We start from the raw sequence: 23,632 nt of genomic DNA on the forward strand, positions 1-23,632 counted from the left end.
ATTCATAATATCTCCTTTATTCATCGCATTAAATTACTCACTCACCTGATTAATGCTTGCCTAACGATTGCTTCGTTGTTTTAATTCCAGCGCGAAATTATTTAGTGAGAGAACAATGAAGCATACACAACAATCAGGCGCAAAAGTCTATAACCCATTCACGCTTAGCTTATATGACTGGTGGGTACTCAATATCTCAAACAAATATGCATGGAAGTGTCCTACTGATACGCGACTACTTCCTTTCTTCCTGCATCACATAGGCGAGACTCACCTGGATATTGGCGTAGGTACAGGTTATTACCTGAAACATGCACCTGCGACTCATGCCATTTCGCTGATGGATTTAAATCCGGAGAGCCTGAAAATAGCCGCCAGCCGAGTGGGTAATACGAAAATCCGCGCCACACTACAACACGATGTTTTCGACACGTTCCCGGCGGACTGGCACGGGCGCTTCGATTCCGTTTCGATGTACTATCTTCTGCACTGCTTACCTGGTGAGATGACAACAAAAGCGAAGGCAATTAAAAATGCCGGTATGGCGCTTAAACCCGGCGGCACACTTTTTGGCGCCACGATTCTGGGCAAAGAGGTTCCTCACAATGCTTTTGGTAAGAAATTAATGGCTGTTTATAACAAGAAAGGAATATTCAGTAATACCAATGATTCAGCCGATACGTTACGCAGCGTGTTGGACGAACATTTCGCTAAGGTGACTTTGGAGCAACATGGCGCCGTTGCGCTATTTTCCGCCACTATGCCACGTTCATTGTAAGTGTAGGCACTTCCGGGCGGTCGGCAGCGCGATCATGTGGGTTTAACCCGTTGATTAAACATTGGATTACGGAATAGTAATTGTTTATTTTATTTGTCATACAAATAAGTATAATACCCGCTTCCGATGTAGACCCGTCCTCCTTCGCCTGCGTCACGGGTCCTGGTTAGACGCAGGCGTTTTCTGTATGGAATACGCAATCCCCTCTGATAGATGCCTTGTTTGCCTGAAGCAGTTAACCCCACCTGCGACAAACGTCATGCAGGACGGTCAGTCACGCTTACGCGGCATCATCCGTAACAGCGTATTGTCTTTCCAGAAATAGTGATGCATCAAAGCAGCGATGGCATGAAGTCCAATAACAAAATAGCCCAGATTCGCCAGCGTGACGTGCCAGGATTTCAGCATATCTACGCGTTCAAAGTTAGCTTCGGCGGCATGCGGCATAGTAATGCCAAATGCGACCCAGGGATTGCCGCGGTTATACATCATGACCAGACCAATAACAGGCAGCGCGATAAATAACAGGTAAATCACCAGATGTCCCAAATGCGCCATTCCGGTCATCATCGGTTTTGGACGAGGAACAATGGGCGGCGTGGGATATTTCAGCCGAATAATCAAGCGCGCCACCATTAAAAGCAAAATAGTGATGCCACATGAAACATGCGTCATATTAAACCAGGGCCGATAACTACGCGGCGCAAAACCGCGTAGCTCCATCGCGGCGTAAGCCACAATAACCAGAAAAAAGACTAACCAGTGAATACCAATTTGCAGGCCGGAATACTTATTGCCCATAGCGCGTCCTGAATGAAAACCGTAAAGCGACAACATAACCAGCTTTTATAAATAATTCATCAAATTTATGAAATGGTGGTCGCACTTGCCCGTTCACCCTCGTAAACGGGCGATTTTTAGCGTAAAGCTCTCTGTTCTAACGCACTGCGCAGCGTCGTATCTGCCTGCAATACCTGCCATGCCTTTTCAATATCGCGTGGGATATCAACGTGAATGATAAAATCTTTACCACGCGGTCCATACCCTGTTTCATCGTCACGCAAACGTGGCAGCTCGCCGGCAATCAGAGACAGATAACGCTCCACCGTCCAGATGCCCTCTTCAACGTTGGCAAAATGTGTACCGCCGTTAAGGTGGCGCAGTACCGGAACAAAACCAGGAAAACTCAGCCAGCGCGGCGCATCGGTGTCGTCGTCTGTCACGCGCCGGAATGCCGCGATAGTGCGCCGCTGCATGGTGGGGTCTTGTACAACGATAGCCGTGTTAATGTTTTCTTTCGCCTGACGGATCAGTGCGCAGGAGAAACGGGCATTTTCGCCGCAATTAGTTGACCGATCTTCCAGCCAAATTTTCTCAGCCGGAATATGCCAGAACTGGTTCGCGATATCCGCGAGGATCGCGGCTTCAGCGCGTCCGGTTGTGCGAATAGTATGGTAGCGCGGATGCCGGGCAATCACGGCGTACAAAAACGGCGTCGAATGACCTATACCGCCGCTAATCAGTAAAGGAACGCCTTGCGCTTTGGCGATGCGACAGGCCGCGTCGATAGTGGGGATCACCGCATTGCCCGCCAGGACGACGCAATCCGACGAATAAGGTTGTTCGCCGGAAAAATCATTTTGCGCCAGCCACTGTCCGACGGTATTCACCGCCAGCAATGTTTCCGCAGAGAGCGCCGGAAATGGCGTTGTATTCATAATTCCTCCTTTTTGTTCCGAACTTGTACCGGATCTCTTTGAAAGACATCGTCGCCTGGCTTTTTAGGCCGTAATCTGATCCATGGCCTGTAAAATACGCTTATCGGAAATAGGATAAGGCGTACCGAGCTGTTGGGCGAAATAACTGACACGCAGTTCTTCAATCATCCAACGGATCTCTTTAACATCATCATCTTCGCGACGCGCTGGAGGCAATTTATTTATCCATTGTTGCCACGCCTGCTGGACGCTTTCGACTTTCAGCATTTGCGCCCGATCGCGGTGCGGATCGACAGCCAGTTTCTCCAGCCGCTTTTCAATTGCCTGCAGATAACGCAGCGTATCGCCGAGACGTTTAAAGCCGTTGCCAGTCACAAAACCACGGTATACCAGACCGCTCATCTGCGCCTTGATATCGGAAAGCCCCAACGCCATGCTCATATCCACCCGCCCTTTCAGACGCTTATTGATATTGAATACGGTCGTCAGGATGCGCTCAACCTGCTTCGCGATATCCACCACAGTATCATTCAGCTCGGCGCGTACCTTTTCGTGCAGCGCGGTGAAACCTGCTTCGCTCCACACCGGCCCGCCGTTGGCATCTATCAGTTTATCTACCCCGCAGGCAATACAGTCATCAATCAACTCCAGTACTTTGCCGTACGGGTTAAAGTACAGCCCCAGCTTGGCTTTATTCGGCAATTTCTCATGCAGATACTTAATCGGTGAAGGAATATTGAGCAACAGCAGACGGCGTAAACCGCACCACATCGCCTGTTGTTGTTCCAGCGGATTATCAAACAATTTGATAGCGACGCTGTCACGCTCATCCACTAACGCCGGCCACGCCTTCACTTTATAATTACCGCGTTTCTGTTCGTAGCTTTCCGGCAGCTCGCCGAAACTCCAGATATGCAGCCCGCTCTGCTCGATGCCGTCATCCGCCACCGCCGAGAGCGTCTCCTGCACTTTGCCTTTCAGCGCATTTTTAAGCTCGGCGAGCGAACGCCCTTCCTGCAGTTTCTTGTTTTTGTCATTCACCACGCGAAACGTGATTTTCAGATGCTCGGGCACCTGATCCCAATGCCAGTCTTCCCGATCGACCGTGACGCCGGTCATCCGGCGCAGTTCACGCTCCAGAGCGTCCAGCAGCGGCAGCTCCAGCGGCGTTACGCGACCTAAAAACGCTTCAGCATAGTTTGGCGCCGGAACAAAGTTGCGACGTACCGGTTTTGGCAACGATTTAATCAGCGCAATAACTAATTCACGGCGCAGCCCTGGGATCTGCCATTCAAAACCGCTCTCGTCAACCTGGTTAAGTAGCGGCAACGGAATATGGACGGTCACGCCGTCAGCATCCGCGCCCGGTTCAAACTGATAGCTCAAACGCAGCTTGAGATTGCCCTGGTGCCAGAAATTCGGGTAATCCAGTTTGCTGATTTTTTCCGCGCCTTCTTTAATCAGCATACTTTTTTCAAAGTTGAGCAGATCCGGCGTCTCGCGGCTGATTTTTTTCCACCAACTATCAAAGTGGCGGGCGGAAATAACGTCATGGCTAATACGCTGGTCATAAAACTCAAACAGGGTATCGTCATCCACCAGGATATCGCGGCGGCGAGATTTGTGCTCAAGTTCCTCGACTTCCGCACGCAATTTTAGATTCTCACGGAAGAAGGCGTGACGGGTTTGCCAGTCCCCCTCCACCAGCGCATGGCGGATAAACAACTCGCGACACAACGCCGGGTCAATCTGGCTATAATTCACCTTGCGCGCGGCGACAATCGGCAGACCGTAGACAGTAACCTTTTCCGTCGCCATCACCGCGCCTTGCGCCCGCTCCCAGTGCGGTTCGCTATATGAACGTTTAATCAGGTGCTGGGCTACCGGTTCCACCCATTCTGGCTCAATACGGGCAGCGATGCGCCCCCACAAACGGCTGGTCTCCACCAGCTCGGCGACCATTGTCCATTTCGGCGGTTTTTTGAATAAACCGGAACCGGGGAAAATAGAGAATCGGGCGTTACGCGCGCCGGTGTACTCTTGTTTATCGGCATCTTTCATCCCGATATGCGACAACAGCCCCGTTAACAACGCAACGTGAATTTCCCGGTACTCTGCGGGTTCGCTGTTTACCGGAATCCCCAGTTCTTTTACCACCTGACGCAGTTGGGTATAGATATCCTGCCACTCACGCACGCGTAAATAGTTCAGATAGTCGGTGCGACACAGACGGCGGAATTGATTCGACGACAGGGCCTTTTGTTGCTCGCCGAGGTAATTCCACAGGTTAACAAACGCCAGAAAATCGGACTCCTTATCATGGAAGCGCCGGTGTTTCTCATCGGAAGCCTGCTGCTTGTCCACTGGGCGCTCGCGCGGATCCTGAATAGAGAGTGCGGAAGTAATGATCATCGCTTCGCGCACACAGCCATGCTTTTGCGCTTCCAGAACCATACGCGCCAGGCGCGGGTCGACCGGCAACTGGGATAATTGTCGGCCCAGCGGCGTCAGCTTATATGCCGATTGCTGTTCGTCGGCGGTAATCGCCCCCAGCTCTTCCAACAAACGCACGCCATCCTGAATATTGCGCTTATCCGGCGCTTCGACAAACGGGAAGGCGGCAATGTCACCCAGCCCCAGGGCGGTCATCTGCAAAATAACCGACGCCAGGTTGGTACGTAGAATTTCCGGGTCGGTAAATTCCGGACGTGACAAAAAGTCATCTTCCGAATACAGACGAATGCAGATCCCTTCCGATACGCGTCCGCAACGCCCTTTACGCTGGTTGGCGGAAGCCTGTGAGATCGGTTCAATCGGCAGGCGCTGCACTTTAGTGCGGTAGCTGTAGCGGCTGATGCGCGCAGTGCCAGGATCGATCACATACTTGATACCCGGCACCGTCAGCGACGTTTCCGCCACGTTAGTTGCCAGCACGATACGGCGTCCGCTGTGCGACTGGAAAACGCGGTTCTGTTCGCTGTTCGACAAGCGTGCATACAGCGGCAACACTTCGGTATGCCGTAAGTTCAGCTTGTTCAGGGCGTCGGCGGTATCGCGGATTTCCCGCTCTCCACTCATAAAAATCAGGATATCGCCGGGACTTTCACGCCCCAGTTCATCAACAGCGTCGAAAATTGCCTGTAGCTGATCGCGTTCAGTGTCGTCAGCCTCTTCCACGATGGGGCGATAACGAACTTCTACGGGATACGTTCGGCCAGAGACTTCGATAATCGGCGCGTTATTAAAGTGGCGCGAGAAGCGTTCCGGGTCGATGGTCGCAGAGGTAATAATCACTTTCAGATCGGGGCGACGCGGCAGAAGCTCTTTCAGATAGCCGAGCAAGAAGTCAATATTCAGGCTGCGTTCATGCGCTTCATCAATAATGATGGTGTCATACTGCATCAATAGCCTGTCCTGCTGGATTTCCGCCAGCAGGATACCGTCCGTCATCAGTTTGACCATGGTGTTGCTACTGACATGATCGCTGAAACGAACTTTATAGCCGATGCAGCCGCCTGGGTCCGTTTGCAACTCTTCGGCAATGCGGTTAGCGACGGTGCGCGCCGCCAGGCGACGCGGTTGAGTATGTCCAATAAGTCCTTTAATTCCGCGTCCCAGTTCCATACAAATTTTCGGCAACTGGGTGGTTTTACCGGAACCGGTTTCCCCTGCCACGATCACTACCTGATGATCGCGGATCGCTTCCAGAATGTCCTGTTTCTTCTGGCTAACAGGCAGATTTTGCGGATAAGTGATTGAGGGACGCGCCGCTTCGCGGAGAGCGACCTGCGTCGCAGCCTGTTCAATTTCTTTCGCCATCGTCTGGAAAATGGCCTGTTGCGCATCAGGATTTTTTACTTTCTTTACGCCATGCAGGCGGCGCGCAAAGCGCTGTTTGTCGCGCAGCATCAGTGCATCCAGCCGCTGCTGTAACACCTGAAGCGTCAACATAGATTGTTCAGTCATAAAGCTCTTGGGCAGCATTCTGCCTGTTTAAAATCGTTTTAAATGATAGGTATAGAGTACCACATTGGGGCTTTTTTTGTGTTGTTCAATAATTTCGAACAAAGGGTTCGATATATTGCGCTATCCCTGCGACATATTTGTGAATAAAGTGTCAACAAGCAACGGGGCACGCCCCTTCAAACACATAAAAGGAAACACCCATGAGCAAGGTATTAGTTCTTAAATCCAGTATTCTGGCAGGGTACTCTCAGTCTGGTCAGTTGACTGACTATTTTATTGAACAATGGCGCGAAAAACACGTCGCAGATGAAATTACTGTCCGCGATCTGGCGGCCAACCCTGTTCCGGTGCTGGATAGCGAGCTGGTGGGCGCGATGCGTCCGGGCGATGCGCCTTTAACGCCACGTCAACAGGACGCTCTGGCGCTGTCTGATGAACTCATTGCTGAACTGAAAGCCCACGACGTCATCGTTATTGCGGCGCCGATGTACAATTTCAATATCCCGACGCAGCTGAAAAACTACTTTGATCTGATTGCCCGCGCCGGTATCACTTTCCGCTATACCGAAAAAGGCCCGGAAGGTCTGGTAACCGGTAAACGCGCGGTGGTTCTCTCCAGCCGCGGCGGTATCCATAAAGACACCCCGACGGATTTGATTGCGCCTTACCTGAAAGTGTTCCTTGGTTTTATCGGTATTACCGACGTGAATTTTGTCTTTGCCGAAGGCATCGCCTACGGGCCGGAAGTGGCAGCTAAAGCCCAGGCCGATGCAAAAGCCGCGATTGACAGCGTCGTGGCTGCCTGATAGCTCAAACTGCCCCGAAAGTTGGCTCTCAGCGAGTAGGGGTCGTGTCTCGCGATAATCAAAGAGCAAGCGCGAATAGCCATATCCCCCAAAGCGCGACTATCGTAACCAGCGTGCGGCGAAATTGTTTGAGCGCCCCCTGCTGACGTTCACTTAGTGTTAGCGTTCGCACTCTTTCGCGCCGCCAGATAATAAAAAGCCCTTCCCCAGCTTGCTGGTTATTCTCCTGCGTAATCAGCACAAAATAGCGCTTATCTAACCAGATCCGCCAACAGCCGAAACAGGCCGTGCCGCACAACAATGCGATAACCACGCGCAGCGCCCCTGGCGGGGAGATAAATATCACCCATACACCAGGAAGGAGAGTAAAAAGTAGAAAAAATCGCCAACTCGCTAACGTCTGCGACAATAACTCGCGCTGAAGTATATCTCCATTTGTTACAGTGTCATTTTTTATTGCCATTGCCGCAGTTCGTCCAGATGTTCATCCGTTAGCACAATTTGTAACCGACACGCACGAATATATGCTACCGCCTGTTCTACCGTTGCGGCATGGCCATAGCATAATAGCCATGCCGCAACCACCATCGCGCTACGAGACAACCCCAGCGAGCAATGTACCAACACCGTTTCCTGTTCCTCACGCAGCGCCTCCAGCATAGCCACCGCCTGCCGTAACTGCGCATCGTCCGGCGTAACCAGATCCAACATCGGTACGCAATAATAGGTCTTCAACCTTGTTGCCTGGCCACGAGGAAACTCGCAGGTTACATCCAGCACCGCGTTTTGCATGGGGGTGTGGCGCGGATAACTACCAAGATAAACGCCGGCGGCGATGTGATTGACCGGGGGCAGACGATGCGTAAACCAACGCATCGATAACCACATCACACAGCGCCACGGAAGCGTTAGCCAATAGACGGAAGGCGATAACCGCCCCTCTTTGTCTTTACACAACGCTGCAGCGCCGAATCCGCCATAGCCGCGTCCCACAATCAACAAGGATAATGCTGGCCAGCACAGACACACCGACGGCCAGAATGACCATGGCGCCAGCAATACCCCCACAATAATGCATAAGGACATCCCGAATACGTAACGCCGTACCAACCGGAACCGAACCGCGTTGGGTGCCTGCCAGTGCCAACGACTCTGGGCCGGCACCATCCAGTCGATCAACATCCCCACCATCAGACCGGTAATAATATCAATAAAATGATGTTGCCAGGTTGTCAAAACCGAAATGGCAATCAGCAGGAACCAGCCATCGCACAGCCTGCGCCAACCACCGGAAAGATGGCGGCTGAAATGCCTCCACAGCAGCCAACAAAGAATAATATGTAGCGACGGCGACTGGTTATATGGCAAGTCGAACTGTTCAAGTTGCGTAAACAACCACCCCGCAACGCCGGAAACAGGCGGACGCGTAAAACTAAACTGTAAAGGGAAAAGTAGAAATCCAACGCAGGCTATAACTGACGCCAGTACCAGACGGCGCACCAGCCGACATTGTTCAAAGCTTGTCGCGCAGATAAATAGTGACAGCCCATAGAGCAAATCCAGACTCCAGTAAGGAACAATACTCCACGGAATAAAGGGAATGGCAGATTCCCAGCCAAGTACCACGCTCCCAATATCATGGGATTGGGTACCTCGCCAGGCGGTAAATTGATTTACTTTTGCGTAGGTGACAAAGAAAAACGGCGCCAGTAGCAGCAGCCAGCCAGCACCCTGTATGAATACCTTGCGACGCTCAGTTTCCACGGCGCACCGCCATCGAAACGGTAAAAATCCCGAATTCATCAATTAGCTGCGCGCATTTATCAAATCCCGCCTCATGCACTAAAGCATCCATCTCACCCTGCGTGCGTATACGCATAACCCATGCTTTATTATCTTTGTGGCTCGTAAGCGACCAGGCGATAGTTTTCAACTGAGGATGCCAGGGTTGTCCGGTATATAACAACATGCCCCCAGGTTCGATAGCGGCAGCCAGCCCAGCAAGCGAACGTCGAACCAAAGCGTTATCCGGAAAAAGTTCATAAAGACCAGAGACAATACCTAATGTCGGACGTGGTTTCAGCGCCGCCAGTTCGTCATTATTGAAGGCGTCACCGCGTTCAAAACGCACTCTGCTGGACATTCTTCGGCTCGCAATCATCTCCTGCCCTCGTGCGACGTTTAATTCGCTGAAATCACGCAATAATATATCGCTAACCGCCGCCTCATCTTCCAGCGCATCAAGGATGTAACGCCCGTGTCCTGCGGCAATATCTACTACCCGGACCGGTTTTCCCTGCTCTGTCAGCTTTTGAACCGCCTGACGGATAAGGTTTTGCAAATGAATCTTACGCTGACGAATACCTTTCCAGCCGACACTATTAAGATAATTTTTATCGATTAAACGTCCCACTATATTGCCTCCCTGCGGCTGATTACGGTAGACATAATCCAGCGTACTACCGGAATCAAATCCCGTCTCAAACCCCAGGCGTATACCCGCCGATTGAGCGCCCCATCTTTTCATTACATAACGCAAACTACGATAAGCGATATCATCCCATGAACAGGGAGCAGCCCCTCCACTGAGTACACGCCAGGTATCCGCGCCCGGACTCCAGCGGTCTTCATGCTGGTAGTCAAAACGCTGCGGCGGCAAGTTATACAGCGTCTCAATAAAACAACGCATTTTCTCAAATGCCAGATGTCTGTTTTTTTCGCCAAGCGTATCGTGAAAAAAACCTGCAAAAACATGAAGCTCTTTCAGTCGACTACGTAGCCCCTGATAAAAATCCACCTGCGGCTGGCGGTGAACGACATAATCCTTACCGGATACCAGTAGCAGTGTGGGTAAAGTAATCGCACTGGCATCGGCGATAATACGTACCGATGTTTTATACAAATCAAGGAGGATATTCACCGCAATAGCGCGGGTAATCTGTGGATCATGATTAAAACTTGTCACGCGTTCAGGATCATGCGTCAGATATTTACCTTTTACATAGGAATTAACGTAGAACAGACCTCGCAAACGATGCCACAAGGCTAACCCTGCCCGTGCAAACGGTACATACAGTTTCACTTTAAATGCCGGAGAAGCCAGTATCAGACCACGAATGTTTGGCGCGTAATCATGCGCCCAGGTTGCCGCTAACACCGCGCCGACGCTCTGCGCCACTACAACGATATTTTCCAACGGAGTCTGGCTATCAGCGGCGACAAAACGAATAAACTCGTCCATATCTTGTACCGAGCGGGCGAGCGACGGGCTATAGCCGCGTTGGCCAGGAGAATATCCATGTCCTCTGGCATCCCATGCGTAAAATATCATCTCTGGCATCGCCAGCTCATCGACAATATGTTGCAGGCGCCCCGAATGTTCATGGCCGCGATGAAATAAAACAATGACTTTCGGCGTTGTGCTTACCGACATTGCAGGCCAGTGACGGTAGAAGAGTTCAGTGTTGTCACTCGTCAAAAAACACCGTTTATTCGGCGTGCGAAGGTGAGGCATGAGTAAGATTCCCTGACGTCTGTTGCTGAAGCTCAAGCAGTCTGTGCCTGAGATCGTCCATAAATTGCTTTTTTTCGGGGTGTGAATGCAACGCATCGCCAATCGTGACATCAATAAAGAGCGGGAGCGGGATGCGGTTCCCCTTCGCCATGATTCGCTCTGTGCCGCATAGCCAGACGGGGACCACGCTCGCCTCCGGCACGCGCTGGCTCAAATGCCAGATTCCTGATTTCAGCGGCGATAATATTCCCGGTTCGCCGCGCGTTCCTTCGGGAAACAAAATCAGGATTTTATTATCACGCAACGCTTGCTCGCACCGCGCCAGCGGGTTTGCCTCTCCGCCTTTGCGGGTTACAGGAACAATATTAAGAATGTTAATCGCAAACCAGCCCATCCACTTGTTACGCAAAAAATAGTCAGCGGCAGCGACCGGATGAACATAACCCTGTTGACGTAGTGAAAACAGCGACAAAAGCGCAAACACATCCATGTGGCTATTATGATTGGCCACCACGATCAGCGGGCCGCGATGGGGAAGTCGCTCCCGGTGCTTCACCCGCAGCCCAAGCCACAACCGGATTACGGGCCAGACAAGACACAACGTAAATAAGGTGCGAAGAAATCGGTTCATAACGGTTCAGTAGCAAAAATAACGAATAAAATGAAAAAACACCGGCGCGGTAAAGATCAGGGAGTCCAGCCGATCAAGCAAGCCGCCGTGACCGGGTAACAATGTACCGCTGTCTTTTACGCCGACATCACGTTTTACGGCGGACATCACCACATCGCCGCAAAACCCGGTGCCGCCAATCATTAACCCGGCCAGTATTGACATTGGCGCATTTAGTGGGGTGAGTAACGGTCCCAATGCCAGTCCCGCCAGCGTCGTTGTCATCACGCCCCCCGCCAACCCGGCCAGGGTTTTATTCGGGCTTACGGTCGGCGTCACTTTGATGCGCCCGAATGATTTACCCCATAAATACTGAGCAATGTCGTTAAACTCAGTCAGCCCGACCAGAAACAATACCAGTAGCGCGCCGGTTTGTTTGCCGTCCGCAGGCAGCACCAACAAAAAAGCGACATGGCTAAAGGCAAAAACCGTGGTCATCAGACTCCAGTGAAGCTGCGACGCGGTGCGTAAAAACCCCTGCGTATCACCCGCGATCACCATACGCGCCGGTAAAAATAAGAAGACATAAACCGGAATAAACACCACGAACATGCCGTACCAGCCAATTCCAATCAGCCAATAATTGATGGGAATCGCGATAAACATCCACAACAGCGGCATTCGGTCAGAATGACGGGAGGGAACCAGCGTCAGGAATTCTTTTAGCGCCATAAAGCTGAGTAAGGCGAAAAAGGTCAATGCCAGCCAGGTCGGACTCAATAGCGCCAGCGAAAATAGAATGATGATTAGCCACCAGGTCCGAATGCGTAGCGCCAATTCGCGCCAGTCCTTATCAGGACGACGCCACACCAGAATTCGATTTACCAGAGTGGCCACCAGCAAAAGCGCAAAAATGACGAGCAGGGATTTTTCGAGCAGCATCATTTGACATCCACCGCAATTAATGCGCTTCGACAACGGTTTACTGTCGTCCAAAGCAGCAATACGAGAGCAATGCTCCAGACTATATTGCTCCACTGCGCCACCTGAGGCCAAAAGGTCAGCGCCAGCCCCCCTGCGCCAAACACCAGCGCTCTGTCGCTTTTGCCAAACGGTCCGGCATAACTACGTACGCCGTTGATCGTTTGCGCTAATATTCCGCAAAACTCAGTCATCACCATCGCCAGGAGCATGGCGAGCACCAATGGCGCGCTGCTGTCGGCCAGAAAAAGAAACGGTAGGTAAAGCGCGATGTCTGAAATCACATCGCCCGTTTCATTCAGAATGGCGCCTAAACGAGATTGCTGGCGGCATTCGCGCGCTAACATACCATCCAGCGCGTTGAGCGCCATGCGCGCAAATAACACGATGGGCAACAGAAAATACAGGGGCACTACAATCAATATCAGGCCGGTCGCAATAGAGAGAGCCATAGCGGAAAGGGTGATCTGATTGGCTGTAATATGATGCCGATATAGCCATGCCATTACGGGGCGAAGCAGCGCCTGAAAAGCAGGTTTAATTTGATAAAGCGTCATCGGTATTCTCTGAAAAACGACTCAACGCGAGACACTCCATCAGAGATGACGCCGCACGGCTATCCTAATTTCGGCGCAAACGGCTAAATTCAGAAATTACCAATATAAAAATGCATTTTGCGGTAAAAAAATTGTCGGGAAGCGGTTATTTACGCATCCATTTGCCATTAATTCCCTGGACATATTCTCCCGGCCTGGCGCGCTCAACCAGTTTTTGCCCTGCCATCTTCGCCACCTCGTCCACGGGAAGATGATTGCTATCCGCTAACTGCTGATAACTGGCGCGGCGGGCATGATTAATATCAAGCACCAGTTTCTGGGTTTCGGCATCATTCTTTAAGGCCACCAGATAGCCATTCAGCGTTTCCCCGACCCGGCCCTGCGTGCGCGCTTCGTCCAGGGTTAAGGCCCACACAGAAGGTGTGAGCAAGCTCAGCGTCAGCACCCATAGCATTAAATACTTTTTCATTATGGCCTCAGAATAGATCGCTGCGTGATTTCAGGAGTTCTTCAACATCTTTATCGACTTTGATATGTATTTCATGCTCGATCTTTACATTCATGTTGATGGTAATCGGCTGTTCCGGCGCGGCGACTTCAATACGTGGCGTGCAGCCCACCACGATAAATGACGCAAGCGCTGACAGCATGGCAATACTCATTTTCATTATTTATCCTCACAGTCCTTGTCTTTCCGGCAAGGAGGTTGCGGCAACGCTGTATTTTGTTCAAGCCATGCCTGTAAATTGTCGCCAAAACGCAAACTGCGCCACAGCGTAAACACATTTTCTTCATGGGTATAGTTCAAGTTAACGATCGCGGTTTTACCATCTACCCAGCTTTTGCCGGTAATGGCCGCCTGCATCGTTAGTACGCCCAGGTTATCAACGTTAATTTTCGTCCACGAATGCGTAATCTCCATATAACGTAGCCAGTTGATCGCCGAGCCTGCCGTGACATTATCCTTCACCACCGCATCCGCAGTATCTTTATCGATACGCAACGTCATTGGCCCGGGATTCGTAAGCCAGCCATCTTTGATTATCCATTTTTCATTGTTCAGCCACAGCGGCAGCGCGCCGCTAACCGGACCAGACATGGCGAATTGCTTTGGATTTATGGCGCTAATCAATTCGCTGGATGAAATATTTTGCACCCGTAAAAGCGCCGGGTCGTGCTGCGGCATTCGCAACTGTTTCATAATGATTTGACCGCCCAGCACGTCTACGCTGACATCGCTTAGCAGTAATGGATTCGACTCGCTCCAGGGATAACCGCCCTGTAAATCAGCGGTGATATTTTTCGCCGTGACCTGGTTAACTATCCCGGCAATACGCAGCGAGACGGGCCCGCGCGTCCCCAATTGCCACGCGCCGTTGTGGAAGCGAAATGGCAGAATGAAATCGACGCCGTTGATTTTGTTATCCGGCATCCAGGCACTGCCGCCTTTTAACACGCCGTGTCCACCCGCTTCAAACCCCTGCCCCTGTGCGGCGGAAAAAGCCACCTGCGCATACAGTGAGCCTTCGCGCAGCGTCATTTTCCAGTCTGGTGGAAGCAACGGCTGGAAAACGATAAGCGACTGCTTCGGCCACCAGGCCTGTCCGCGAAGGCGTTCGCCATCCCAGCGCCCATTCAGCCGTACCGGCCCTATCGCCCCCGCCCGAAGGTCGCCTTTAAACTGGAACAGGGTTGGCTCGCGCCCTTCAACGCTAAAATTAATGGTAGAAGGCGGCAGCACGCTCCCGCTGGTAAATACGGTTTTTCCCGCCTCCAGAGACAGCGCGCCCTGTAGCGACGGCGTTGTGGCGTCGCGAACCCAGACAATAGGTTTATTCAGCGCCAGTCTTGGCGATGTGACAGTCATTGCGCCATAGTGCAACTGATCAAAACCGGTGGACAAACTGGTCAACCTGATGGTGTTATCATGCCATTCGCCCTGTCCGGCAATATCCCAGCGGGCGCGCATTGGCGTAAAGCTTCCTTGCCCCCAATAGCGCCACCGCCAGCGACCAGCATCAGGGAGAAAATCATTGGCCAGGCCATCAAGATGAAGAACGAAATCGCCCATCTCATTTTCGTGCGCCCGTAAAATAGCCTGTAATCGACCATCAACGCCGCGCGGCGTCACCTTAACGCCCGCCAGCGGCCAACGAATTTCATCAATATCTAACGCATCAATCACTCGCCCACGTGAGCGTAGCAATGCGCCAGGTGCAAAGGTGAGCTGCGGATCGACCAGACTGCCGCGGAACATAGCGGGCAAGACGGCATAAAAGATTAAATCCTTCTGTTTAGCCTCGCCGGTAAGCTGTAGAGGCATCTCACTGCTATCCATGCTGAGTTTTCCCGGGCCGATAGTCAGTACCGCGTTCGCTTTACCGGCATCGCCCTGGGTCAGAATATTCAGGCGTCCGCTGACTCGCGCATTATCTGGTCCGGCTTGCCAGTTATCGATATTAAAAGCCAGACGTCCGCTCAAGGGGAATCCCTGATATGGCCAGTTCCAGCGGCCATCGCTGATGGTAAGCCGCTGACGCGTTACCGCCCAGGGGAGATCGAGAATCGGATCAGGATTACCTCGCGCCATCACGATGAGCTGTCCGGCATTATCACGCCACTCCAGTTCCGCATCCACCAGCGACGGTTCCTGCGGCAGACGCAAGGTCGCTGCCGCATGACCGCTGACCGGCAGGCCATCCGGTACCAGCGGCAACATAAACTCCCCCGCCAGGCTAACGGGAGGCTGGTTGGCCAGCGCGGCGATCTCCAGTTGGCTCACCGTCAATGCCTGACCGCGTAGCTGCCCTTGAAATTTTACTTTTTCGCCCTGATAACGTATCTGCTGAATGATCGGCGTCATGGAGATCGCCAGCTTGCCCTGCCATTCCGGCCAGGGCGCGAGAATAACATTATCGATGTTAATCCAGGTATTGGGCAGCATTGACTGCCACTGCGCCAGCGTACGCGGCGCGGCGGGAGAAGCTTCCGTAGCGGGCAGTTTCGCCAGGCACGCGGCATCCAGTTTGAGGCTTTTAATATTCAGCAACCAACGGCTGGGATGCGTCAGTTCCGCCTGGGTAATATGCGCTAACGAACAATCATTGACCAGATAGCGAAGATCGGGAATCACTAACCCATGACGTGTCAGGCGTGGACTTTGTTCCAGAGCGATACGGGTACCGACGGGTAGCCAAATTCCCGCCAGAGTGGGAACCCACAGCCCGAGGGTCATCAGTAGCGTCAGAGGGACAAGAATCAGCAGTAACAGTAGCGCAAGGGCGGCTTTATATTTACCCTTCATGGGCCATTAATTTCCTGATTTAACGAAAAATTCAGTCGGCTATCTCTTTATTTTGGCATGATTGCCCGTACATAGCCTAATAGTTCATGTTGCAGGGGCGCCCTCCGGCTATTTGAGGCGTTGTGGAGAATGATAACCTAAAATTATTCATTATATGTATGACTATCAATTATTTTTGATTTTTTGTAAGATAATTTTAAGCATATTTGTGTGATTCTAACATCACTGGAGAAGGTCATATGAAACTCGCCGTCTATAGTACCAAACAGTATGACAAGAAATATCTACAGCAAGTGAACGAAGCGTTCGGTTTTGAACTGGAGTTTTTTGATTTTCTGCTGACCGAGAAAACAGCGAAAACCGCCAATGGATGTGAAGCAGTTTGTATCTTCGTGAATGACGACGGGAGCCGACCGGTACTGGAAGAGCTGAAAAAACACGGCGTGAAATACATCGCGCTGCGTTGCGCCGGATTTAATAATGTCGACCTGGATGCCGCTAAAGAGCTCGGTTTGCAGGTGGTCCGCGTGCCGGCTTATTCTCCGGAAGCCGTCGCTGAACATGCGATTGGCATGATGATGACATTGAACCGCCGTATTCACCGCGCTTATCAACGCACCCGCGACGCTAACTTTTCCCTTGAGGGACTGACCGGCTTTACCATGCACGGAAAAACCGCTGGCGTCATTGGTACCGGTAAAATCGGCGTCGCCGCGCTGCGTATCCTGAAAGGCTTTGGAATGCGTTTACTGGCGTTTGATCCCTATCCCAGCACCGCCGCGCTTGATCTCGGCGTCGAGTATGTGGATCTGCAAACGTTGTTTGCCGAATCGGATGTCATTTCCCTGCACTGCCCGCTCACGCCGGAAAACTACCATTTACTGAACCATGCGGCATTCGACCAAATGAAAAATGGCGTTATGGTCATTAATACCAGTCGTGGCGCGCTGATTGATTCCCAGGCGGCTATCGAAGCTCTGAAGAATCAGAAAATCGGCTCGCTGGGGATGGATGTGTATGAAAACGAACGCGACCTGTTCTTTGAAGATAAGTCAAACGATGTTATCCAGGATGATGTTTTCCGCCGTCTGTCGGCCTGCCATAACGTACTGTTTACGGGGCACCAGGCATTCCTGACCGCAGAAGCGCTGATCAGCATCTCTGAAACCACGTTACAAAACTTAAGCCAGCTTGAGAAGGGCGAAGCCTGCCCGAACGCGCTGTTCTAATCCTGTCGCTCCCCTGCGCTCAGGGGAGCATTTTCGGATAACCCCTGAAGATCTATCCGGTCATATCATTACTATAGTCAGTGTTAACTATCAGATTACAGAGAATATCAATGAAGAAAATCGTCACGCTGGTCGCCCTGAGCATCATAATGACGGGGTGTGTGAGCAGTGGAAAAGTGTCCGTCAAACGCGAGCAACTGGAGCACCACCGCTTTGTTCTGGAAAGCGTAAACGGTAAAACGGTCACCGGCCCGGAGCTCAGCTTTGGCGAGGACATGACGGTATCCGGCAAAATGTGCAATCAATTCACCGGCGAAGGAAAACTGTCGGACGGCGAATTAAAAGTGAAAAATTTAGCGATGACCCGAATGATGTGCGCCGATCCGCAGCTTAATGCGCTGGACGGCACCCTCAGCGAGCTCTTCAGCAAAGGCGCGCAGGTCGATTTAACTGCGAACCAATTAACGCTGGCGACGGCAGAAACAACGCTAATGTATAAACTGGCGGATTTAGCGCACTAAGCCATTAAGTGAAAAGTTATACGCGTCAGGCGAAACGCCGCGCTTAGTAACTCCCGCAGTTTCCGGCGGCAAGCGACTGTTCGCTACAACGTTTGCCGTTGGGTAGCGCGCACATACCAATTACTGAACCATCAAGCTGCCGGGCCGCTGAAAGCGAACCGCCAATCATAGCGCAATTCGCTTCGCCGGCGCTGGACATCGCCGCTTTCATCCCTGGCGAAACATGCGCCGCGGTTGCCTGCTGAACAGGTTCGCTACTGCAAGCCGACAATAATAACGCGGCACATCCCACCCAAAACGCTGCGCGCATTTCTCTCCCCTCTGTTTATTCATCCAAACGACACCGCCCTAAATAATAGGCAGCAGAAACTGACGCGTCGAGAGGCAAAGCGCGCATTTATGCGCTTCATTAACATTTATTGGCAATTTTTTACGTCTTTTCGGCAAGAAATCGTCATTCTCCTCCCGCCAGGGACACAAAAGCGAAAATGGGGCTTGAAGGGCTTTGCTAAAATAAAAGGATAACTACAGGATGCGCTCACGATTATGCGTGTCCCTCTTTTTTGCGCAATGTAAGGGTGTCATATGCAAACAATTGACGGTAATGGCGCGGTAGCGTCGGTGGCGTTCCGTACCAGCGAGGTTATCGCCATTTACCCGATTACGCCCAGTTCAACAATGGCTGAACAAGCGGATGCCTGGGCCGGTAATGGGCTTAAAAATGTCTGGGGCGATACGCCGCGCGTGGTAGAGATGCAGTCGGAAGGCGGCGCGATCGCCGCCGTTCACGGTGCGTTACAAACCGGTTCGCTTTCTACGTCATTTACATCATCGCAGGGGCTGCTGCTGATGATTCCAACGCTGTATAAACTGGCGGGGCAGCTCACGCCGTTTGTACTGCACGTTGCCGCGCGCACTGTCGCCACACACGCGCTTTCTATTTTTGGCGACCATTCCGATGTGATGGCGGTCCGCCAGACAGGCTGCGCGATGTTATGCGCCGCCAGCGTTCAGGAAGCGCAGGATTTTGCGCTGATCGCGCACAGGGCTACGCTGAAAAGCCGCGTTCCGTTTATTCATTTTTTTGATGGCTTCCGTACATCGCATGAAATCAACAAAATTATACCGCTAACGGATGAAACCATTCTGAACCTGATGCCGCAGGCGGAGATCGACGCTCACCGCGCCCGCGCGCTGAATCCGGAACATCCGGTGATTCGTGGAACTTCAGCGAATCCGGACACCTACTTCCAGTCTCGCGAAGCGACCAATCCGTGGTACAACGCCGTTTATGATCATGTTGAAGAGGCGATGAAGGCATTTGGCGACGCTACGGGCCGTCAGTACCAGCCATTTGAATATTATGGCCATCCCCAGGCTGAACGCGTCATCATTATGATGGGCTCCGCCCTCGGCACCTGCGAAGAGGTCGTGGACGAGCTACTGATACGCGGAGAAAAGGTCGGCGTTCTGAAAGTCCGTCTGTTCCGTCCCTTCTCCGCCAAACATTTGTTACAGGCATTACCGGGAACCGTTCGCGCTATCGCCGTGCTGGATCGCACCAAAGAGCCTGGCGCGCAGGCCGAGCCGCTTTATCTGGACGTGATGACCGCACTGGCGGAAGCCTTTAATAATGGCGAGCGCGAAACGTTGCCGCGCACCATTGGCGGCCGTTATGGGCTATCATCCAAAGAGTTCGGCCCGGCGTGCGTACTGGCGGTCTTTAATGAACTCAGCCATGCGAAACCCAAGCCACGGTTTACGGTGGGCATTTATGATGACGTTACTAACCTCTCGCTGCCATTACCGGAAAATACCCTGCCCGGCAGCGCTAAACTTGAAGCGTTATTTTACGGTCTGGGAAGCGACGGCAGCGTATCCGCCACGAAAAATAATATTAAAATTATCGGTAATTCTACACCGTGGTATGCGCAAGGTTATTTCGTTTATGACTCTAAAAAAGCTGGCGGGCTCACGGTATCGCACCTGCGCGTCAGCGAGAAACCCATTCGTTCCGCTTACTTAATTGCTCAGGCGGATTTTGTCGGCTGCCATCAATTACAGTTTATCGATAAATATCAGATGGCGGAGCGTCTGAAGCCCGGCGGTATATTTCTGCTTAATACGCCGTACAGCGCCGACGAGGTCTGGTCGCGTCTGCCGCAAGAAGTTCAGGCGGTGTTGAATCAGAAAAAGGCGCGTTTTTACGTGGTTAACGCGGCGAAAATCGCCCGCGAATGTGGACTTGGCGCCCGCATCAATACCGTCATGCAAATGGCTTTCTTCCACCTGACGCATATTCTTCCGGGCGATAGCGCCCTGGTTGAGCTGCAGGGCGCGATTGCCAAAAGCTATAGCAGCAAAGGACAGGATCTGGTTGAGCGTAACTGGCAGGCATTGGCTCTGGCGCAGGAATCGCTGGCGGAAGTGCCGTTGCAGGCGGTTAATCCGCATAGCGCGCATCGCCCGCCGGTCGTCTCCGACGCCGCGCCGGATTTCGTGAAAACCGTTACCGCCGCCATGTTGGCGGGCCTCGGCGACGCACTGCCTGTTTCCGCGCTGCCGCCGGACGGAACATGGCCAATGGGCACCACCCGCTGGGAAAAACGCAATATCGCCGAAGAGATTCCTGTCTGGAAAGAGGAACTGTGTACACAATGTAATCACTGCGTCGCCGCCTGCCCTCACTCGGCGATTCGTGCAAAAGTCGTTTCCCCGCAGGCGATGGAGAACGCGCCAGCCAGTCTGCATTCGCTGGACGTGAAGTCCCGCGATATGCGCGGCCAGAAATATGTGCTGCAGGTCGCGCCGGAAGACTGTACTGGCTGTAATTTATGCGTAGAGGTCTGCCCGGCTAAAGATCGGCAAAATCCACAGATCAAGGCGATTAACATGATGTCGCGCCTGGAGCATGTGGAAGAAGAGAAAGTGAATTATGACTTTTTCCTCGACTTACCGGAAATCGATCGCAGCAAACTGGAACGAATTGATATCCGCACATCGCAGCTTATTACGCCGCTGTTTGAATATTCCGGCGCCTGTTCCGGCTGCGGTGAAACGCCGTATATTAAACTGCTGACTCAGTTATATGGCGACAGAATGTTAATCGCTAACGCCACGGGGTGTTCCTCTATTTACGGCGGTAACTTACCCTCAACGCCTTATACCACCGATGCCAACGGACGCGGCCCGGCATGGGCGAATTCGTTATTTGAAGATAACGCGGAATTTGGCCTCGGTTTCCGTCTGAGCGTGGATCAGCACCGGGCGCGCGTCATGCGTTTACTGGCGCAATTCGCCGATCGCATCCCGGCGGAATTAAACGATGCGCTGCATGCCGAAGCAACGCCTGACGTTCGGCGTGAGCAGGTCGCCGCATTACGCCAACATCTGAAATCGGTTGCGGGCGCAGAGGAACTGTTAAAGGATGCTGATGCGCTGGTAGAAAAATCAATCTGGCTGATTGGCGGCGATGGTTGGGCATACGACATCGGCTTTGGCGGTTTAGACCATGTGTTAAGCCTGACGGAGAACGTCAATATTCTGGTTCTGGATACGCAGTGTTACTCCAATACTGGCGGCCAGGCGTCGAAGGCGACGCCGCTTGGCGCCGTCACTAAATTTGGCGAACATGGCAAGCGTAAAGCCCGTAAAGATCTTGGCGTCAGCATGATGATGTATGGTCATGTTTATGTCGCGCAAATCTCGCTGGGCGCGCAGTTAAACCAGACGGTGAAAGCCATCCAGGAGGCCGAAGCCTGGCCAGGACCGTCGCTGATCATTGCCTATAGCCCCTGTGAGGAACATGGCTACGATCTGGCGCTAAGCCATGACCAGATGCGCCAGTTAACGGCGACCGGTTTCTGGCCGTTATACCGCTTTGATCCCCGCCGTGCGGATGAAGGCAAGCCGCCGCTGGCGCTGGACTCTCGGCCACCGTCTGATGCCCTGGCGGAAACGTTGCTTAATGAACAGCGTTTCCGTCGCCTGAATGCGCAACAGCCTGAAGTAGCTGAACAATTATGGCGAGATGCCGCATTGGATTTGCAAAAACGCTATGACTTTCTTGCCTTGCTGGCAGGAAAAGCGGAAAAAACCGGCGCAGATTAAAAAATATTCTAAGGATTAACCTGGAAACAAAAAAAGCCCGAACATTCGTTCGGGCTTGTCAATTTATACGCTGGAAAGCAAAGGTTAACGCAATGGCCCAGCGACAAAATGAATATGTGACAATAAAGGCATATAACAGGCGTAGAATATCGTAACCGAATGATATTGTATAATTTTTATTTCGTATAATACCCCCAAAAGCATTCGTATAAATTATATCTATTTCACTGCGAATTATTTCATTAATTATTGAATTAAACGGTAACATCTCTTTTTAGGTCTTTCCTGACAAGGCATAAATAACGTTTTAACGTCAACTCGCTGATTATTTACGGGGAATGCGCTTAATATTACGCCGTCCTCCCCTGTTGGTAGTCCCCGCAGAGTATCGTGGAGCAGCACCTAAAATGTGACGTATGTCATTGTACATAAAGTGCCTTTAGGGAGTAGAATTTCAGTGGATACTTAAACAGGAGGTTTTATGAACAGAACGATTCTTGTACCCATCGATATTTCAGATTCAGAATTAACTCAACGCGTGATTTCACATGTTGAAGCCGAAGCAAAGATTGACGACGCTAAAGTGCACTTTTTGACTGTAATCCCGTCTTTGCCCTATTACGCTTCACTGGGACTGGCTTATTCAGCAGAGCTCCCCGCAATGGACGATTTGAAAGCCGAAGCAAAATCTCAACTGGAAGCGATTATCAAGAAATTCAACCTTCCCGCGGACCGCGTGCAGGCGCACGTTGCAGAAGGCTCTCCTAAAGATAAGATTCTGGAAATGGCAAAAAAATTACCGGCCGATATGGTGATTATCGCCTCGCATCGTCCGGATATTACTACCTATCTGTTGGGTTCCAACGCCGCAGCCGTTGTGCGTCATGCGGAATGCTCCGTACTGGTGGTGCGCTAAATACCCGAGCCCGCATAAGAGAGTGCGGGCTCAAATCAACCATCATCATCGCCTAGTGACTGACGCTTTTTGAAAACAGATTGATTACGATTACGCCGCAGATGATAAGCAACATGCCAATAATAGCCGGCACATCCAGTTTTTGGCCAAGAAACAACCATCCTATCAATCCAATAAGAACAATCCCTACCCCAGACCAAATGGCATAAATGATACCCGCAGGGATGGTTCGCATTGGGATGGTAAGGCACCAGAACGCGATACAATATCCGATGATGGTAACGATGCTCGGTACCAGACGCGTAAAACTATCCGATAATTTTAATGAGATCGTGGCGATAACTTCTACCACGATGGCGATAAATAGAAAGATTACAGCTTCTTTAGTCATACATCTCTTCGTTCCGATATTTTTCTGGTCGTGGTGACATCTTAATTAATACGGATGACAGAATAAAGACGCTTTTGAACCATTGCGTATCTCGCCATAACCTACTTCAGGTTGCATGTGCTGCGGCTGCGTTCCCTTACCCCAGTCACTTACTTGAGTAAGCTCCTGGGGATCCGCTCGCTTGCCGCCTTCCTGCAACTCGAATTATTTAAAGTATAAAAGCAATCTTTT

At 51.8% G+C, this 23,632-nt stretch carries 21 protein-coding genes; 7 read left to right on the forward strand and 14 right to left on the reverse strand.

Translation table 11 applies throughout. The features are described from left to right. The first annotated feature begins 115 nt into the window (after positions 1-115). Entirely contained in the window at positions 116-778 is a 663-nt protein-coding gene (locus ACLJQJ_RS06895) for a class I SAM-dependent methyltransferase (protein ID WP_063809266.1), read from the forward strand. A gap of 270 nt (positions 779-1,048) precedes the next feature. On the opposite strand, the gene cybB is transcribed toward ACLJQJ_RS06895, so the two are convergent. From cybB to hrpA, 3 genes are all read right to left on the reverse strand, one after another. Continuing rightward, positions 1,049-1,579: a cytochrome b561 gene (cybB, locus tag ACLJQJ_RS06900; RefSeq protein WP_000527277.1), complete on the reverse strand. Its 531-nt coding sequence runs from the start codon at positions 1,577-1,579 to the stop codon at positions 1,049-1,051. Positions 1,580-1,695: 116 nt separating this feature from the next. Continuing rightward, entirely contained in the window at positions 1,696-2,496 is an 801-nt protein-coding gene (locus ACLJQJ_RS06905) for a YdcF family protein (RefSeq protein WP_023242334.1), read from the reverse strand. A 63-nt stretch (positions 2,497-2,559) separates the two neighbouring features. After that, positions 2,560-6,462, reverse strand: coding sequence for an ATP-dependent RNA helicase HrpA (hrpA, locus tag ACLJQJ_RS06910; protein WP_063809297.1), 3,903 nt, complete (start codon positions 6,460-6,462; stop codon positions 2,560-2,562). A gap of 200 nt (positions 6,463-6,662) precedes the next feature. On the opposite strand from hrpA, the gene azoR reads away from it, so the two are divergent. Next, on the forward strand, positions 6,663-7,268 hold the full coding sequence (gene azoR / locus ACLJQJ_RS06915; protein WP_063809267.1) for an FMN-dependent NADH-azoreductase: 606 nt from the start codon (positions 6,663-6,665) through the stop codon (positions 7,266-7,268). A gap of 58 nt (positions 7,269-7,326) precedes the next feature. On the opposite strand, the gene ACLJQJ_RS06920 is transcribed toward azoR, so the two are convergent. The 9 genes from ACLJQJ_RS06920 to ACLJQJ_RS06960 all read right to left on the reverse strand — a co-directional run bounded on the left by ACLJQJ_RS06920 (position 7,327) and on the right by ACLJQJ_RS06960 (position 16,234). Further along, positions 7,327-7,614, reverse strand: coding sequence for a hypothetical protein (locus ACLJQJ_RS06920; RefSeq protein ID WP_077916080.1), 288 nt, complete (start codon positions 7,612-7,614; stop codon positions 7,327-7,329). A 107-nt stretch (positions 7,615-7,721) separates the two neighbouring features. After that, entirely contained in the window at positions 7,722-9,032 is a 1,311-nt protein-coding gene (locus tag ACLJQJ_RS06925; protein WP_063809268.1) for a phosphatase PAP2/dual specificity phosphatase family protein, read from the reverse strand. After that, a complete protein-coding gene (locus ACLJQJ_RS06930; protein ID WP_063809269.1) occupies positions 9,022-10,782 on the reverse strand; it encodes a bifunctional alpha/beta hydrolase/class I SAM-dependent methyltransferase in 1,761 nt (586 codons plus the stop codon). The genes ACLJQJ_RS06925 and ACLJQJ_RS06930 overlap by 11 nt, the downstream gene beginning before the upstream one ends. Beyond that, entirely contained in the window at positions 10,757-11,413 is a 657-nt protein-coding gene (locus ACLJQJ_RS06935) for a lysophospholipid acyltransferase family protein (protein WP_024156942.1), read from the reverse strand. Before ACLJQJ_RS06935 ends, ACLJQJ_RS06930 begins: the two co-directional genes overlap by 26 nt. Before the next feature lie 6 nt (positions 11,414-11,419). After that, a complete protein-coding gene (locus ACLJQJ_RS06940; RefSeq protein WP_063809270.1) occupies positions 11,420-12,337 on the reverse strand; it encodes a phosphatidate cytidylyltransferase in 918 nt (305 codons plus the stop codon). Next, positions 12,334-12,930 carry a CDP-alcohol phosphatidyltransferase family protein gene (locus ACLJQJ_RS06945; protein ID WP_010835226.1) on the reverse strand — a complete coding sequence of 199 codons (597 nt, stop codon included), beginning with the start codon at positions 12,928-12,930 and terminating at the stop codon, positions 12,334-12,336. The genes ACLJQJ_RS06940 and ACLJQJ_RS06945 overlap by 4 nt, the downstream gene beginning before the upstream one ends. Before the next feature lie 145 nt (positions 12,931-13,075). Next, the gene (locus ACLJQJ_RS06950; protein WP_000760414.1) at positions 13,076-13,399 is read right to left on the reverse strand and encodes a YdbL family protein; all 324 of its coding nucleotides are present in this window, start codon (positions 13,397-13,399) and stop codon (positions 13,076-13,078) included. A gap of 7 nt (positions 13,400-13,406) precedes the next feature. Continuing rightward, a complete protein-coding gene (locus ACLJQJ_RS06955) occupies positions 13,407-13,598 on the reverse strand; it encodes a YnbE family lipoprotein (protein WP_000784063.1) in 192 nt (63 codons plus the stop codon). Next, complete coding sequence (locus ACLJQJ_RS06960) at positions 13,598-16,234, reverse strand: YdbH family protein (protein WP_063809271.1); 2,637 nt, start codon at positions 16,232-16,234, stop codon at positions 13,598-13,600. Before ACLJQJ_RS06960 ends, ACLJQJ_RS06955 begins: the two co-directional genes overlap by 1 nt. A gap of 239 nt (positions 16,235-16,473) precedes the next feature. Between ACLJQJ_RS06960 and ldhA the strand changes: the two genes are divergently transcribed. Then, on the forward strand, positions 16,474-17,463 hold the full coding sequence (gene ldhA / locus ACLJQJ_RS06965; RefSeq protein WP_000762206.1) for a D-lactate dehydrogenase: 990 nt from the start codon (positions 16,474-16,476) through the stop codon (positions 17,461-17,463). 110 nt (positions 17,464-17,573) lie between these two features. Beyond that, the gene (gene hslJ, locus ACLJQJ_RS06970; protein WP_000725242.1) at positions 17,574-17,984 is read left to right on the forward strand and encodes a heat shock protein HslJ; all 411 of its coding nucleotides are present in this window, start codon (positions 17,574-17,576) and stop codon (positions 17,982-17,984) included. Between the two features lie 43 nt (positions 17,985-18,027). Here the strand turns inward: hslJ and ACLJQJ_RS06975 are convergent, their stop codons facing one another. After that, a complete protein-coding gene (locus ACLJQJ_RS06975; RefSeq protein WP_001200679.1) occupies positions 18,028-18,294 on the reverse strand; it encodes a DUF333 domain-containing protein in 267 nt (88 codons plus the stop codon). Here ACLJQJ_RS06975 and ACLJQJ_RS06980 point away from each other — a divergent pair. The 3 genes from ACLJQJ_RS06980 to uspF all read left to right on the forward strand — a co-directional run bounded on the left by ACLJQJ_RS06980 (position 18,198) and on the right by uspF (position 23,010). Next, the gene (locus ACLJQJ_RS06980; protein ID WP_031602436.1) at positions 18,198-18,509 is read left to right on the forward strand and encodes a hypothetical protein; all 312 of its coding nucleotides are present in this window, start codon (positions 18,198-18,200) and stop codon (positions 18,507-18,509) included. The genes ACLJQJ_RS06975 and ACLJQJ_RS06980 overlap by 97 nt on opposite strands. A 60-nt stretch (positions 18,510-18,569) precedes the next feature. Next, a complete protein-coding gene (gene nifJ / locus ACLJQJ_RS06985; protein WP_063809272.1) occupies positions 18,570-22,094 on the forward strand; it encodes a pyruvate:ferredoxin (flavodoxin) oxidoreductase in 3,525 nt (1,174 codons plus the stop codon). Between the two features lie 481 nt (positions 22,095-22,575). Further along, positions 22,576-23,010 carry a universal stress protein UspF gene (gene uspF, locus ACLJQJ_RS06990; RefSeq protein WP_001082296.1) on the forward strand — a complete coding sequence of 145 codons (435 nt, stop codon included), beginning with the start codon at positions 22,576-22,578 and terminating at the stop codon, positions 23,008-23,010. 52 nt (positions 23,011-23,062) lie between these two features. Here uspF and ACLJQJ_RS06995 read toward each other — a convergent pair whose 3' ends face one another. Continuing rightward, positions 23,063-23,401, reverse strand: a complete 339-nt coding sequence (locus ACLJQJ_RS06995; protein WP_000159237.1) for an SMR family transporter — start codon at positions 23,399-23,401, stop codon at positions 23,063-23,065. Between the last annotated feature and the right edge of the window lie 231 nt (positions 23,402-23,632).

It is taken from the genome of Salmonella sp. SAL04202, assembly GCF_046550775.1.
Taxonomy (GTDB): domain Bacteria; phylum Pseudomonadota; class Gammaproteobacteria; order Enterobacterales; family Enterobacteriaceae; genus Salmonella; species Salmonella enterica.

What these genes read in the sequence shown, in the direction of transcription:
- ACLJQJ_RS06895 (WP_063809266.1), top strand. Translation starts at nt 116, where the DNA reads ATGAAGCATACACAACAATCAGGCGCAAAAGTCTATAACCCATTCACG.
- nifJ (WP_063809272.1), top strand. Translation starts at nt 18,570, where the DNA reads ATGCAAACAATTGACGGTAATGGCGCGGTAGCGTCGGTGGCGTTCCGT.
- ACLJQJ_RS06995 (WP_000159237.1), bottom strand. Translation starts at nt 23,401, where the DNA reads ATGACTAAAGAAGCTGTAATCTTTCTATTTATCGCCATCGTGGTAGAA.
- ACLJQJ_RS06940 (WP_063809270.1), bottom strand. Translation starts at nt 12,337, where the DNA reads ATGATGCTGCTCGAAAAATCCCTGCTCGTCATTTTTGCGCTTTTGCTG.
- cybB (WP_000527277.1), bottom strand. Translation starts at nt 1,579, where the DNA reads ATGGGCAATAAGTATTCCGGCCTGCAAATTGGTATTCACTGGTTAGTC.
- ACLJQJ_RS06955 (WP_000784063.1), bottom strand. Translation starts at nt 13,598, where the DNA reads ATGAAAATGAGTATTGCCATGCTGTCAGCGCTTGCGTCATTTATCGTG.
- azoR (WP_063809267.1), top strand. Translation starts at nt 6,663, where the DNA reads ATGAGCAAGGTATTAGTTCTTAAATCCAGTATTCTGGCAGGGTACTCT.
- ACLJQJ_RS06950 (WP_000760414.1), bottom strand. Translation starts at nt 13,399, where the DNA reads ATGAAAAAGTATTTAATGCTATGGGTGCTGACGCTGAGCTTGCTCACA.
- hrpA (WP_063809297.1), bottom strand. Translation starts at nt 6,462, where the DNA reads ATGACTGAACAATCTATGTTGACGCTTCAGGTGTTACAGCAGCGGCTG.
- ACLJQJ_RS06975 (WP_001200679.1), bottom strand. Translation starts at nt 18,294, where the DNA reads ATGCGCGCAGCGTTTTGGGTGGGATGTGCCGCGTTATTATTGTCGGCT.
- ACLJQJ_RS06935 (WP_024156942.1), bottom strand. Translation starts at nt 11,413, where the DNA reads ATGAACCGATTTCTTCGCACCTTATTTACGTTGTGTCTTGTCTGGCCC.
- ACLJQJ_RS06905 (WP_023242334.1), bottom strand. Translation starts at nt 2,496, where the DNA reads ATGAATACAACGCCATTTCCGGCGCTCTCTGCGGAAACATTGCTGGCG.
- ACLJQJ_RS06930 (WP_063809269.1), bottom strand. Translation starts at nt 10,782, where the DNA reads ATGCCTCACCTTCGCACGCCGAATAAACGGTGTTTTTTGACGAGTGAC.
- ACLJQJ_RS06945 (WP_010835226.1), bottom strand. Translation starts at nt 12,930, where the DNA reads ATGACGCTTTATCAAATTAAACCTGCTTTTCAGGCGCTGCTTCGCCCC.
- ldhA (WP_000762206.1), top strand. Translation starts at nt 16,474, where the DNA reads ATGAAACTCGCCGTCTATAGTACCAAACAGTATGACAAGAAATATCTA.
- uspF (WP_001082296.1), top strand. Translation starts at nt 22,576, where the DNA reads ATGAACAGAACGATTCTTGTACCCATCGATATTTCAGATTCAGAATTA.
- hslJ (WP_000725242.1), top strand. Translation starts at nt 17,574, where the DNA reads ATGAAGAAAATCGTCACGCTGGTCGCCCTGAGCATCATAATGACGGGG.
- ACLJQJ_RS06960 (WP_063809271.1), bottom strand. Translation starts at nt 16,234, where the DNA reads ATGAAGGGTAAATATAAAGCCGCCCTTGCGCTACTGTTACTGCTGATT.